This is a genomic window from Clostridium sp., from assembly GCF_051656525.1.
Taxonomy (GTDB): domain Bacteria; phylum Bacillota; class Clostridia; order Clostridiales; family Clostridiaceae; genus Clostridium.
This window is the reverse complement of record NZ_JBOGCC010000047.1, coordinates 28,169-42,772: the sequence shown is the minus strand read 5'-3', so window position 1 is coordinate 42,772 and position 14,604 is coordinate 28,169. Positions and strand designations below refer to the sequence as shown.

The window sequence follows — 14,604 nt, the reverse complement described above, 5'->3', positions numbered from 1 at the left end:
CTCCTTAAACTAAAAAAATGGATTATTATCTCTTTCATATCCTATTGATGTTTTTGGTCCATGTCCTGGATAAACTTCAATATTTGAATCTAAAACAAATAATTTTGATTTTATATTACTTAATAACTCTTCCATATTTCCACCTGGAAAATCTGCTCTTCCTACAGAACCATTAAATAAAGTATCTCCAGATATAAGTTTATTATCTGCTAAATAACAAACCCCACCTTGTGTGTGTCCTGGTGTATGAATAACTTCTATTTCTGTATTTCCTAAAATGATTTTATCTCCTTCATTTACAAACTTATTTGCCTCTTTTAAGTTTCCAAATACAGTATTATCATTTTTTACATACTCTTCTTCATTTTTGTGCATATAAAATGGAATATTATATTTATTCATTAATCCTTCTACAGCCCCAACATGATCAAAATGTGCATGAGTAAGTAAAATATATTTTGGTAATACTCCAAGTTCTTCAATTTTTTGAATTATTCTATTCTCTTCATCTCCTGGATCAACTATTGCACATTCCTTTGTTTCCTCATCAATTAAAATATATGTGTTTTCTTCATATAATCCTGTTACTATTTTTTCTACTCTCATTTCTAAATCCTCCTTAAAAATCTTTACTACTTTCTAATAAAAGAGTTACTGGCCCATCATTCTCTATAGACACCTTCATATCCGCTCCAAATTCACCTGATTGAACCTTTATCTCTCCTTTAATCATTTTTAAAAACTCCTCATATAACTTTTCTGCATCTAATGGTGTCATAGCTTTTGAAAAACTTGGTCTTCTTCCTTTTCTGCAATCTCCATATAAAGTAAACTGAGATATTATTAAAACTTCTCCACCTATATCTTTTACAGAATAATTCATCTTATCATTTTCATCTTCAAAAATTCTTAAGTTTAACATCTTATCTTTTATATATTTTAAATCTTCTAAAGTATCATCTTCTTTTATTCCTATTAATACATTTAGTCCCTTATTTATCTGTCCTATGATTGTACCATCAACACTAACACTTGATTTAGAGACTCTTTGAACTACAGCTCTCATTATAATACGCCTTCTTTCACTAACTATTCATTCTATAAACATCAATTACACCTGAAACATGTCTTATTTTCTTTATAAGTTCTTTTAGTTGATCTATTGATTTTATTTTTATTTTTAAGTTTATAAATGCTACACTCTCTTTTCCAGAATTTGCATTTAATGAGGTTAACATAAGACTAGATTCATTTATTATTACCATTAAATCTGATAAAATTCCAAGTCTATCTTCTGCTTTTATTTGAATTTCAGCTATATATGCTGATTTCTTATCTTCTCCAAAGCTTGCTTCTAATATTTTTTCTGGCTCTTCTTCTAATAAAGCTTTTATATTTGAACAATCTTTTCTATGAATAGAAACGCCTCTACCTTTTGTAATATATCCAAGAACTTCATCCCCCGGCACTGGATTACAACACTTTGCAAATCTAACCATTATATTACTAAGTCCTTTCACTGTAACTCCATAATCTTTAACATCAGACTTATTACTATTCTTAGATATTTGCTCCTCTATACTTTTATCAATAACTTCTTTATTTGGTTTTTCTTGTACGTTAACAAACTCTTCTTTCACTTTACTAGAGAATGAATTTGCATTCACTATGCCTATTCCAATTCCTCCATAAAGCTCCTCTATTGTATGAATATTATATTTTTTTTGAAGTTTTTCACTATTTACAGCTTTATTTATTAAAGTAAATGGCATATTTAATTTTCTAAATTCTTTTTCTAATGTTTCTCTTCCATTTGAAATATTTTCTTCTCTTTTTATTCGTTTAAACCATTGTCTTATTTTACTTTTAGCTTGATTACTTTTTGCAATACTTAACCAATCCATTTTAGGACCATGCATTGCTTTAGATGTTATTATTTCTACAATTTCACCTGTTTTAAGCTTATAATCAAGTGGTACTATTTTTCCGTTAACTTTTGCACCAATGCATCTGTTTCCTATATCTGTATGAATTCTATAGGCAAAATCAATTGGCGTTGAGCCACTTGGTAAATTTATAACTACACCTTTTGGTGTAAATACAAATACTTCATCTGAAAATAAGTCTATTTTAAATCCTTCCATAAACTCTTCTGCATCTGAAGTTTCTTTTTGCCACTCTAACATATCTCTAAGCCATGCAAGTTTTGTTTCAAAATTCATCTCTTTATTCTCTTCTGAACCTTCTTTATACTTCCAATGTGCTGCTATTCCGTACTCTGCTGTTTTGTGCATTTCAAAAGTTCTAATTTGTATTTCAAAAGTTTTTCCTTGTGGCCCTATTACTGTTGTATGTAAAGATTGATACATATTTGGTTTTGGCATTGCTATATAATCTTTAAATCTACCAGGAATAGGTTTATAAATAGTATGAACTATTCCAAGTACTCCATAACAATCTTTAACTGAATTTACTAGTACTCTAATTGCAGTTAAATCAAAAATTTGCTCTATATTTTTATTTTTCTTAACCATTTTTCTATATATTGAATAGAAATGTTTTGGTCTTCCATCAATGTCTGCATCAATTCCTGCATTTTCTAAATTTTCACCTAAATCTTCAACAATAGATGCTATATATTCTTCTCTCTCAACTCGCTTTTCTGCAATTTTTGATACTAAATCATAATACTCTTTCTCATGTAAATATCTAAAGGCAAGATCCTCAAGCTCCCATTTTATCTTTGACATTCCAAGTCTATGTGCAAGAGGTGCATAAATCTCTAAAGTTTCCTTAGCTTTTATTTTTCTTTTTTCTTTAGACATATACTTAAGTGTTCTCATATTATGAAGTCTGTCCGCTAATTTTATAATTATAACTCTAATATCTTTAGCCATAGCTAAAAGCATTTTTCTTACATTATCTGCTTGTTGCTCTTCTTTTGTTTTATATTTTATCTTTCCAAGCTTTGTTACTCCATCAACTAAGTTTGCTACTTCTTCCCCAAATCTATTTTTTATATCATCATATGTGCAATCTGTATCTTCAACGACATCATGAAGAAGTCCAGCTAAAATAGTATCTGTATCCATTCCTAATTTAGCCAATATTACTGCAACATCAATTGGGTGTGTTATGTAAGGTTCGCCTGAAACTCTTAGTTGCTTTTCATGGGCTTTTTCAGCTAACTTATAGCCTTCAATTATTCTATCAATATCAACATTATGACAATTTTTATTTATAGCTTTAATTAATTTATCTATCATGGTAGGATTCTCTCCCTTAAATATAGTTTTCCTTTAGAAAAATCTAAAATCAAAGGCTGGTTAATAAAACCAGCCATACTCTTACCTATCATTATATCTTATCTAATAAATATTTTCAACAAGCTAAATATCATATTTAACTAATGACATAACATCATATTTTTCTAATTTATCTTTTCCATGTAACTCTGTTAATTCAATTACAAAATCCATTGAAACAACTTCTCCACCTGCAAGTTCTACAAGTTTGGCAACTGCTTCTATTGTTCCACCAGTTGCTAAAAGATCATCAACTACTGCAACTCTTTGTCCTTTTTTTATTCCATCTTTATGAATTTGCAACGTGTCTGTTCCATACTCTAACGCATACTCTACACTTACAGTTTCCCCTGGTAATTTACCTGGCTTTCTTACAGGAACAAATCCAGCACCTAATGCATATGCAACTGGCACTCCAAATATAAATCCTCTTGCTTCTGGTCCCACTACTATATCTATATTTTTATCTTTTAAATGCTCTACTATTCTATCTACTGATACTCTTAAACCTTCACCATCTGCTATTAATGTAGTTATATCTTTAAAACTTATCCCATCTTTTGGAAAATTTTCTATTATTGCTATCTTATCTTTTAAATTCATTTTTATTCCTCCCCTAATTTTACTTATTGATGTTATGTAAATACTTCACTATTTGAGTTGCTCTATCCTCATCTCTCGTAGTTAGAAGTTCTAATATAATTCTTCCATTATTAATCTTTCCTACAGCACTTATAGTTGGTGTTATAAAACTTATAATTTCTTCAATTTGTGTAAACTCTTCTTTTGTTTCTGTACACTGTATGATAGATTTTAATCCAATATTATTTGTATTAACTAAAAATCTTTTTCCTTCCCTTAAAATGATACTGTATTCACTCGATAAATGTTCCATATCTTTATTATACCATCTTGTACCTATGAATATTAAATCAAGATACTTATTTATACTCTTCATATTATAATATATAGCAATTCCTTGCATAAGCTTAAATGTTAAAATAGATATAGAAATATCTTTATACCTATATTGACATATTCTCTGATTCGGATTTATATATGTATAATTTCGCTTCAAATCTGTTTCACAATTTTCTAATACTATTAAACTAATATTTAAACTTTCACATAAATTTGCTATTTCTAATGAACCTACATCTATTCCAAGTGTTATGAGTAGATCCGCACCAAGAAAATCCACTTTTTCTTTTATATCTTCTTTATCTATTTTATCATTCTTTCTCTCGCTATCATGAATGATATATTCTACATCTGCATTTAAGTATTTTAATACTAAGCTTAAGGAAGCAATTGCACAAATGCAGTCTACACTATTTATTCCATATACAACAATCTTTTTTCTACTATTGATAGCTTCTCTAAGTGTCTCTATGGCTTTATTCATATCTTTCAATATAAAAGGATTATATCCTGTTATATAGTTGCTACAATATATGCTCTCCCAAAACTTTCGCATATTAACTCTCTCCTCTACAAAATTAGAAAACAATAATATTATAAGTGAAAACATAAGATTTTACAAATATTAATTCAAAAAAAGAAAAAAAAAGTCTTAAAATTAAAATTTTAAGACTTTTTTTATTTAAGGTAAAATTTCTGTATCTACTTTTTTCTTAGGTTTTATTTTACCTTTTTTTATTGATCTATTTTTAAGCATTACCCATACTGGGGATGCTATAAATATTGATGAGTAGGCTCCTGATGCGATTCCAACTATTAATGGAAATGAGAAGTCACGTACACTTGGAACAAATATAGTTACTGCAACTATTGTTACAAGTGTTGTAAGTGTTGTATTTATTGATCTTGTCATTGTTTGTGTTACACTTTTATTCGCTACTTCACGTACTGAGCTTCTCTTAATATATTTAGAATTTTCTCTTATTCTATCAAATATAACGATAGTATCATTCATAGAGTATCCAACTACTGTAAGAATTGCCGCTATAAATGGTGAGTTTACTGTTATATTGAATATCGCATATATACTTACTGTTATAGCTATATCATGTATTAATGCAATCAATGCTGCAATACCAAATTTAAATTCAAATCTTATTGCTATATAAACTAGCATACATAAGAAAGCAATTAATAGTGCTGCTATTGATTTATAGGTCATCTCTTTTCCAATAGATGCTCCTATCTCACTTTGAGATACTAATGCATTATCGCCTACTTTGAATTCTTTTTTAAATTGCGCAAAAATTTCATTTACATCTGCTGATGTAAGTTTAGCTGATTTTATTTCATATTCATTATTATTAACAGTATTTGTACTTGCATCATTTACATATTCAGAAACTATTTTATCAGCTTGTGCTTTATTATATCCATCACCTAAATTAAATATAACCTGTGTTCCACCTTTAAAATCTATTCCAAAATTTAGACCCTTATGTGCAATACCAAATCCAATTCCTATTACTATTACTATTAGAGATAAAGAAAACCACAATTTCCATTTGTCGATTATCTTAAGCATTTTCTTTTACCTCCTTCTTTTTTACTCTAAAAGCACTTAATTTTCTTAAGATTCCCATATCGTATCCTAAATCTAAGAAGAATTTAGTTACTAATAATCCAGTAAATAAACTAATTACAATACCAATCATTAATGTTATTGCAAATCCTTTTACTGAACCTGATCCAAAGAAATAAAGAATTAGAGCTGCTAATATAGTAGTCATATTTGAGTCTACTATTGAAGACATAGCATTTTTATATCCTCTTTTAATTGCTGCACTTGGACTAATCCCTCTTGAAAGTTCTTCTTTCGTCCTTTCAAAAATCAAGACATTGGCATCTACTGCCATACCTATGGTTAAGAGTAGTCCTGCAATTCCTGGAAGTGTTAATGTTACTCCTATTTCAACGAAAGCTAATAATACTAAAGTAATATAGAAAGTTAATGCTATACATGCTATCACTCCCGGTACTCTATAGTAAATTATCATAAATAAAAATACTAATCCTACTCCAATAACTCCTGCTTTCACTGCTGAAGGTAGTGCTGAACCTCCAAGTTGTGCTCCTATTGTTTGTTGTGACACAGCTTTAATCGGAACTGGTAATGCTCCTGAATTTATAAGCCCTGCTAAGTTTTGTGCTTCTTGAATAGTTCCACTACCTGTTATTACTGCTTCCCCATCATTTATTTGACTTTGAACAGTTGGATCAGTTAGTGTGTCTCCATCCATTTTTATTGCTATTTTTTGACCAATAAGCTCTCCTGTTGCAGTTGCAAACGCTTTAGCACCCTCATTCGTAAACTTTAAAGATACTACTGGTTGGTTTGTTTGTTGATCAATTTGTGCTGTTGCTTTTTCAACATCTTTTCCTGTTAAAATTGTTTTTCCATCTGGACCAACAAAAGTTAAGTTTCCTGTTTGACTTAAAGTTTTTACAATTGACTGTGAGTCATACTTTCCTGGAATACTAACTAATATTCTGTTACTTCCTTCTGTTGTTACTACTGTTTCTGCAACTCCAAGCTTATTAACTCTAAGAGCTATTAAGTCTTTAGTTTTTTCTAAGTCTTGATGACTTACGTTTGGCTCTTCTATTTGAAGAAGCACTGATACTCCACCTTGTAAATCAAGACCTTTAGTTATACTTTGGTTAAAAGATTTAACCTGATACCCTGCTATTGTAACTCCTTTAAAGCATACAAACGCAAGAATAATAATTGCTAAAGTGCAAACTATAAATATAGCTGTACTTTTACCTTTGGACTTCATCTTCATCCCCCTTTGTTATTTTTTTATCAATTCATATTTTCTCCAACTAACTAATATATTATTCTATAAAGCTTATTTTACAAAATATATATTAAACAAATCAGTTGCCTTCATATTAATCCACTTTGTATTATATCATAACATCTTTAATTTACAAAGAAAATGACACTTTTATGAAGGTTTCATATATGTTAAAAAAACATAAAAAAAAATGTGCTTAAATTTAAGTTTTAAGCACATTTTGTATTTACATTTCTTTTTCAGTTCCCTTTTGTAACTTTTCTGCTATTGCATTTCTTACTATCTTAAGTCTTGTTTTTCCAGCTGTTTCTATTATGACATGTTCATCATCCATCTGAATTATCTTTCCGATAATTCCTCCTCTAGTCATAATATCATCATTTACACCTAGAGTACTCATCATATCTCCATACTTTTTCTTTCTCTTTTTTTCTGGTGCAAGTATCATGAACCAGAATAGTGCAAATATTACTACTATAGGTATTATATTTAAAAGTATTCCGTGCATTTAAAAATCCTCTCCATTCATATCTTTATATTTAGTCACTTTAAAGAATAGTCTACAATTTTTGTTTTTATTTGTCAAATTTATTTTTTATTCCAAGCTTTTATTTTAGCTTCCTTAAATTCTTTAAATGAATCATTATCTATTGCTTCTCTTATTTCTTCCATTAATTTATTATAAAAATAAAGATTATGAAGTACTGTAAGTCTCATTGCAAGCATTTCTTTCGCTTTAAATAAATGTCTTATATATGCTCTTGTATAATTTTTACATGCAGGACATTGACATCCTTCATCTATTGGTCTTTCATCAAATTCAAACTTAGCATTCATTAAATTAATCTTACCATCTTTAGTAAATACTTGACCATGTCTACCATTTCTTGCTGGTAATACACAATCAAAAAAGTCTACTCCACGCTCTACTGCTTCTAAAATATTTTCTGGTGTTCCTACTCCCATTAAATATATTGGCTTATCTTCTGGTAAATGTGGTACTACTGCATCAATAGTTTCATACATTTCTTCATGTGTTTCACCTACTGCAAGACCACCAATTGCGTATCCATCTAAATCTAATTTTGTTATTTCTTTTGCATGTGCTATTCTTATATCTTTAAAAGTTGCACCTTGATTTATTCCAAATAACATTTGCTCATTATTTATAGTACCTGGTAATGAATTTAATCTATCCATTTCTGTTTTACATCTTTTAAGCCATCTTGTTGTTCTTTCTACTGATTTTTCAACATACTCTCTTGGTGATGGTATTTCTATACACTCATCAAATGCCATAGCTATAGTTGATGCTAAATTACTTTGTATTTGCATACTTTCTTCTGGTCCCATAAAGATTTTTCTTCCATCTATATGTGAATTAAAGTACACTCCTTCTTCCTTTATTTTTCTCATGCTTGCAAGTGAAAATACTTGGAATCCACCTGAATCTGTAAGAATCGGTCTATCCCAGTTCATAAATTTGTGTAACCCACCTAATTTTGCTACTGTAGTATCACTTGGTCTTAAATGTAAGTGATATGTATTAGATAGCTCTACTTGACATCCTATTTCTTTTAAATCCATACTTGAAACTGCACCTTTTATAGCTGCAAGAGTTCCTACATTCATAAATACTGGTGTTTCTACAACTCCATGAGGTGTTTCAAATCTTCCTCTTCTTGCTTTTCCATCTTTTTTTAATAAAGTATACCTTTTGCTCAAATTTTTTCCACTCCTATTCTTTACTTTATAAACATTGCATCTCCAAATGAGAAGAATCTATATTTTTCTTTAACTGCTACATTATAAGCATTTAACACATTTTCTTGACCTGCAAGAGATGCAACTAACATTATTAATGTTGATTCTGGTAAATGGAAGTTTGTAATTAAGTTATCTACAACCTTAAACTTATACCCTGGATATATAAATATATCTGTCCATCCACTTGATTCTTTTATTTTTCCATTTTCATCTGCTACAGTTTCTAAAGTTCTAGTTGATGTAGTTCCAACTGAAATTACTCTTCCACCATTTTCTTTAGTCTTATTTATTAAATCAGCTGTTTCAGCACTTACTTGATAAAATTCTGAATGCATTACATGATTATTTATATCATCAACTTGAACTGGTCTAAACGTACCAAGTCCAACGTGTAGTGTTAAATATCCTATATTAATACCTTTTTCTTTTATCTTTTCTAATAATTCTTCAGTAAAATGTAGTCCTGCTGTTGGTGCAGCCGCTGACCCTTTTTCTTTTGAATAAACAGTTTGATATCTTTCTTTATCGTCTAATCTTTCATGAATATATGGAGGAAGTGGCATTTCTCCTAAAGAATCTAAAACCTCTTCAAATATTCCATCATAAGAAAACTCTATTACTCTATTTCCTGTTTCTAATACTTCTATTACTTCACATTTTAACTTTCCATCACCAAAAGTAAACTTTCTTCCTACTCTTGCTGTTTTTCCTGGCTTCGCTAGACATTCCCACTTATCCCCTTCTAATCTTTTTAATAATAGAAATTCTATTTTTCCACCAGTTTCTTCCTTTTGTCCTATAAGCCTTGCTGGCATTACTCTAGTATTATTTAATATTAAAGTATCTCCTTCATTTAAATAATCTATTATATCACTAAATCTCTTATGTTCTATTTCACCAGTTTTCTTATCTAATACCATTAATCTTGATGAGTCTCTTTCTTTTAATGGATGTTGTGCTATTAATTCTTCTGGTAAATTAAAATCAAAATCACTTACTTTCATCTTCTTACTCCTCACTCTTAAAAAAGCTTTTTTGTTCACCTACGCTTTTATTATTGCTTATTTTTCTTCCTAAATGTTTATATGCTTTTTCAGTTGCCATTCTTCCTCTTGGCGTTCTTACTATATATCCTTGTTGAAGTAAATAAGGTTCATATACATCTTCAATAGTTCCAAGCTCTTCACCTACAAAATAAGATAAAGTCTCTATTCCTACAGGACCACCTTTAAAATTATCTATAATAGCCTCTAGTATTTTATTATCTACCCTATCAAATCCTTTATCATCTACTTCAAGCAATGATAGTGCACCTCTAGCTTCTTTAAAGCTTATTATATTATCTCCCTCAACCTCCGAATAATCTCTAACCCTTTTTAATAACCTATTAGCAATTCTAGGTGTTCCTCTTGAACGCCTAGCAATTTCTCTTGCTCCTTCCTCTGTTATTTTAGAGTTAAATACCATTGCACTTCTAATAATTATATTAGTAAGTTGATCTTCTGTATAATACTCCATAGCACATAAAACACCAAATCTATCTCTAAGTGGCGATGTTAACATTCCCACTCTTGTTGTAGCACCAATTAATGTAAACTTTGCAAGGTCTAATCTTATAGATTTAGCTGCAGCGCCTTTTCCTATAACAATATCTAAAGCATAATCTTCCATTGCTGGATAAAGTATTTCTTCAACACTTCTATTTAATCTGTGAATTTCATCTATAAAAAGAACATCATTATCACTAAGTGTTGTAAGTATTGCTGCTAAATCTCCTGCTCTTTCTATTGCAGGCCCTGATGTTATTTTTAAATTTCCACCCATTTCCTTTGCTATAATATTAGCAAGAGTAGTTTTTCCAAGTCCTGGTGGACCATATAAAAGGACATGATCTAATGCTTCTCCTCTTTTCATAGCTGCTTTTATAAATATATTTAATCTTTCTTTAACTTTATCTTGTCCTATATATTCATTTATTTTTTCTGGTCTTAAACTAAGCTCTTTATTTCTATCCTCATTAAGTTCATCCGGTGTTATTATTCTCTCCATATTAAACCACCTATCCCATTAAAACTTTTAAAGCTTCCTTTATCATTTCCTCTATACTATTATCTATTTTAATTTTCTTAATAGCTAAATTTGCTTCTTTTTCCGAATACCCTAAAGCTAGTAATGCTCCAAGAACTTCTTGAATATTCTCATAGCTTTCTTCTGTTTTTTCTATAATCTCTAATCCTTCATCATTTAAAAACTCATCTGGTTTAAGTTTATCTTTTAATTCTAAAATTATTCTTCCAGCTGTTTTTTTCCCTATTCCAGGTGCCTTACATAAATGCTTATCATCACCTGTCATTATAGCATATTTTAAATTTGTTATTTTACTTATAGATAATAAAGATAATGCTGCTTTTGCACCTACTCCATTTATAGATAATAACATATTAAACATATTTAATTCATCTCTTGAAATAAATCCATATAATCCAATAAAGTCTTCTCTTACTATTTGTGTTAAATATAATATTACTTCTTCTGAAACCTTTGGCATTTCTGACATAGTTATTCCTGATGTAAATATTTTATATCCTATATTATTATTTTCTATTATTATGTAATCTTTAATAATTCCTATATATTTACCTTTTATATATTCATACATCTATTTCTTCCTCCCATTTTCTTTATATGAAAGTACGTTCTCATTTTAATCTACTTATTACTTTATCATTTTACTAAAAATCTTTCAATGAAATAATATAAAAAATAAGGCATAATATTCATTATACCTTATTAAAAGTTATCTTTAAGAATTTAATCCAGACATTTCCTCTTCTACTTCTGCTAAACTTTCTGATGAAAAATAAGTTTTATTTCTTATTCTTTCATATTCTTCTGGTCTTAATCTTATTAAATCTAAGGATGTTTCATACTGAGTTACTATATGCATATCTCCATTTTCATCTGATTTAAATATTGCTAAATATCCATCTTTTTCTCCAATATGATATTTATTCTTCTCCTTAGCTTTGTCTTTATCTTTTTTAAAACTAAATATTTTTTCCCCTTTATTATCTAAAGCATACCCTTCATTCTTTAAAGCTTCTTTTATTACTTCCTCCGTTATCATTTTTTCAACGCCATATTTCTCTTTAAACATATCTAAGCTTAAAGTTTTTTCTAACTTTTCTCCTGTATAAAGAGCTATCACTAAATCTTCACGAAGCTCTTTATTGTCATAATTTAATACTGGTGTTTCATTACCCTGTTTCTTTATTTTATTATTTAAAACTATATTGTATGTTGCTGCCATTAAAGATATTAATGCTACAATACTACATCCAAGTATTATTCCTGTCTTTTTCTTCATTATAATCACACTCCTTTTTTGTGATTATTGACATATCCCTTTGTTTCTATACATTTTATTCACTTTAAAGTTAACTTTCTTGATATGAATTATTCTAATTTGAACAAAACTTTAACTACTTTAATCAAATTAAATTAAATAGATAATTATTACTCTCTTAATGTTTTGTTTACAAAAAAGTCATAATATGATATGTTTTTTTTAGTACATAATTAAGGGGGATTTTTATGCGAAAAAAAAATTTTAAAATTTATTTACCACTACTTACAATCTTTTTATCTTTAAGTTTTATAGGCTGTTCTGCTCATGTACCTAAAGATGAAACTTCACAAAATAAACCAATCATAAATGAACAAACTAATGAATCTAATACAAATTCTAATAATACAGAGTCAAAAACTAATTCTACTACTCTTAAAAAAAATATAGATTCTACTGAACTTAAAATACATTTTATAAATACAGGGAATAGTGATGCAATATTAGTTCAAGGTGATAAAACTTTACTAATAGATGGTGGAGATAATGATGATGAAAAATTAGTTATTGACTACATAAAGAAACAAAATATTAATACAATTGATTATCTTATTGCAACTCACCCACATGCAGATCATATTGGTGGACTAGATAATGTTATAGACAATCTACAAGTTAATAATCTTTTTGTAGCAAACGGTGACTCTGATACAGCTACTTATAAAGATTTTATAACATCCGCCTCAAATAAAGGTTTATCTCCTAGTGTTCCTTTAGAAACGGCTACATTTGAATTAAGCAAAACTGCTAACTTTAACGTCTTTAATACTAATGGTGGCCCTAATTCTAATGATCAATCATTAATTGTTTTATTAGAAAATGGTGATGATACACTTTTATTCACAGGTGATGCTGAAAAAGATACTGAATTAGAAGTTTTAAATAAACTTCCTGATATAGATTTACTAAAGGTTTCACATCATGGTTCTAAAACAAGTACAAGCTCTGAGTTCTTAAATAAAGTAAAACCCGAATATGCTGTAATCACTGTAGGAAAAAATAACAAATACAATCATCCACATAAGAGCACTATGGATAAATTAAAAGAAAGAAATATTATAGTTCATAGAACTGATGAATGTAATAATATTATTTTTACATCTACAGGTAAAGGCTTAAAAACTGATTGTGCTAAAGCTTCCTATAATTTTAGAGATAAAGAAGAAAAGAAAGTAGAAATAGTACCTACTAAACCTTCTACTCCAGAGAAAAATACTACTAAAAAACCAGCTCCTTCAACTAATAAACCATCTACTAACAACAATAACAGTAATACTGCTCCTTCACCAAAATCACAAGGCAAAATGGTTTGGTTATCTGCAACTGGTTCAAAGTATCACTCTAAAAATAATTGTGGTAGAATGAATCCAGCTAATGCAACACAAGTTGACTTAAATACATTATCTGGATATGAAGCTTGTTCAAAATGCTTCTAATTTTAAAAATGCTCCATTAACTTGGAGCATTTTTTATTTATCCATGTATTCCCACCCCTTATCTGTTACTTTATAATACAATCTTTTAGGCATAATTTTTATTATAAAATATAAAAATTTATTAATCCTTCCTGGAATACATATTATATTTTTTCTTTTATAAAGTTCTTTTAATGATATAGATACAACCTCATTAACATTCATCCACCTTATAATTCCTCTATTTTTTAATAAATCCTCATCCATTTGAAGCCTTGAATGAAAGTCTGTTCTTACAAATCCAGGACAAAGACATTGAACCCTAATATTATAATTCTTTAACTCTAATGCTAAGCATTCTGAAAAAGTAATTAAGAAACTTTTAGTTGAACAATACATTGCTGAACATCTAAATGCATTAAATCCTGCCATTGAAGCAGTATTTATAATATATCCTTTCCTATTTCTTTTCATTATTTCACCAAAAATCTTAGAAAGTTTTAAACTTACATTTATATGAACATTTACCATTTCTAAAGAAAACTCTATTTTATCCTTTATAAAACTTTCTCCACCACCATAACCTGCATTATTTATAAGAAATTCTATAGAATTATCCTCCTTAAATTCTTGAATAAAAGAATCTAACTCCTTTTCATTTTCTAAATTAATAATTCTAATTTGCACATTAACCTTATATAACTTTTCAATATCTATCTTTACCTTTTTTAAAATTTCTTCCCTTCTACCCAATAATACTAAATCATACCCCTCTTCACTTAATCTATATGAAAACTCTCTTCCTATTCCACTTGTTGCTCCTGTTATTATTACTTTTCCCATATAACAATATCTCTCCATTTTCTGTTTTAATTTTAAATTTTACATTAATTAATATTTAATGACTACTATATAAATAAAAAAAGTCT

General features: G+C 28.6%; 15 protein-coding genes. 1 reads left to right on the top strand and 14 read right to left on the bottom strand.

Going from position 1 to position 14,604, the window contains the following annotated elements:
• Positions 1-9: 9 nt before the first annotated feature.
• The 13 genes from ACRDDY_RS01635 to ACRDDY_RS01575 form a co-directional block, all read right to left on the bottom strand.
• Positions 10-606, bottom strand: a complete 597-nt coding sequence (locus tag ACRDDY_RS01635) for an MBL fold metallo-hydrolase (protein ID WP_438563226.1) — start codon at positions 604-606, stop codon at positions 10-12.
• 13 nt (positions 607-619) lie between these two features.
• Positions 620-1,066, bottom strand: coding sequence for a D-aminoacyl-tRNA deacylase (gene dtd, locus ACRDDY_RS01630; RefSeq protein ID WP_438563225.1), 447 nt, complete (start codon positions 1,064-1,066; stop codon positions 620-622).
• 19 nt (positions 1,067-1,085) lie between these two features.
• On the bottom strand, positions 1,086-3,266 hold the full coding sequence (locus ACRDDY_RS01625; protein ID WP_438563224.1) for a RelA/SpoT family protein: 2,181 nt from the start codon (positions 3,264-3,266) through the stop codon (positions 1,086-1,088).
• Between the two features lie 123 nt (positions 3,267-3,389).
• The gene (locus ACRDDY_RS01620) at positions 3,390-3,908 is read right to left on the bottom strand and encodes an adenine phosphoribosyltransferase (RefSeq protein WP_438563223.1); all 519 of its coding nucleotides are present in this window, start codon (positions 3,906-3,908) and stop codon (positions 3,390-3,392) included.
• 19 nt (positions 3,909-3,927) lie between these two features.
• Complete coding sequence (locus tag ACRDDY_RS01615; protein ID WP_438563222.1) at positions 3,928-4,782, bottom strand: DHH family phosphoesterase; 855 nt, start codon at positions 4,780-4,782, stop codon at positions 3,928-3,930.
• A 126-nt stretch (positions 4,783-4,908) separates the two neighbouring features.
• Positions 4,909-5,811, bottom strand: coding sequence for a protein translocase subunit SecF (gene secF / locus ACRDDY_RS01610; protein WP_438563221.1), 903 nt, complete (start codon positions 5,809-5,811; stop codon positions 4,909-4,911).
• Positions 5,804-7,066 (bottom strand): protein translocase subunit SecD, encoded by a 1,263-nt coding sequence (gene secD / locus ACRDDY_RS01605; protein WP_438563220.1) that lies wholly within the window; start codon positions 7,064-7,066, stop codon positions 5,804-5,806. The genes secF and secD overlap by 8 nt, the downstream gene beginning before the upstream one ends.
• Positions 7,067-7,313: 247 nt before the next feature.
• A complete protein-coding gene (yajC, locus tag ACRDDY_RS01600) occupies positions 7,314-7,595 on the bottom strand; it encodes a preprotein translocase subunit YajC (protein WP_438563219.1) in 282 nt (93 codons plus the stop codon).
• 80 nt (positions 7,596-7,675) lie between these two features.
• Positions 7,676-8,812, bottom strand: coding sequence for a tRNA guanosine(34) transglycosylase Tgt (tgt, locus tag ACRDDY_RS01595; RefSeq protein ID WP_438563218.1), 1,137 nt, complete (start codon positions 8,810-8,812; stop codon positions 7,676-7,678).
• 20 nt (positions 8,813-8,832) lie between these two features.
• Positions 8,833-9,858 (bottom strand): tRNA preQ1(34) S-adenosylmethionine ribosyltransferase-isomerase QueA, encoded by a 1,026-nt coding sequence (queA, locus tag ACRDDY_RS01590; protein ID WP_438563217.1) that lies wholly within the window; start codon positions 9,856-9,858, stop codon positions 8,833-8,835.
• 4 nt (positions 9,859-9,862) lie between these two features.
• Complete coding sequence (gene ruvB, locus ACRDDY_RS01585; protein WP_438563216.1) at positions 9,863-10,903, bottom strand: Holliday junction branch migration DNA helicase RuvB; 1,041 nt, start codon at positions 10,901-10,903, stop codon at positions 9,863-9,865.
• 10 nt (positions 10,904-10,913) lie between these two features.
• Positions 10,914-11,513, bottom strand: a complete 600-nt coding sequence (ruvA, locus tag ACRDDY_RS01580; RefSeq protein ID WP_438563215.1) for a Holliday junction branch migration protein RuvA — start codon at positions 11,511-11,513, stop codon at positions 10,914-10,916.
• A gap of 144 nt (positions 11,514-11,657) precedes the next feature.
• Complete coding sequence (locus tag ACRDDY_RS01575) at positions 11,658-12,221, bottom strand: hypothetical protein (RefSeq protein ID WP_438563214.1); 564 nt, start codon at positions 12,219-12,221, stop codon at positions 11,658-11,660.
• Positions 12,222-12,448: 227 nt separating this feature from the next.
• On the opposite strand from ACRDDY_RS01575, the gene ACRDDY_RS01570 reads away from it, so the two are divergent.
• A complete protein-coding gene (locus ACRDDY_RS01570; protein ID WP_438563213.1) occupies positions 12,449-13,696 on the top strand; it encodes a ComEC/Rec2 family competence protein in 1,248 nt (415 codons plus the stop codon).
• A 33-nt stretch (positions 13,697-13,729) separates the two neighbouring features.
• Here the strand turns inward: ACRDDY_RS01570 and ACRDDY_RS01565 are convergent, their stop codons facing one another.
• Positions 13,730-14,518, bottom strand: coding sequence for an SDR family NAD(P)-dependent oxidoreductase (locus ACRDDY_RS01565; RefSeq protein WP_438563212.1), 789 nt, complete (start codon positions 14,516-14,518; stop codon positions 13,730-13,732).
• Between the last annotated feature and the right edge of the window lie 86 nt (positions 14,519-14,604).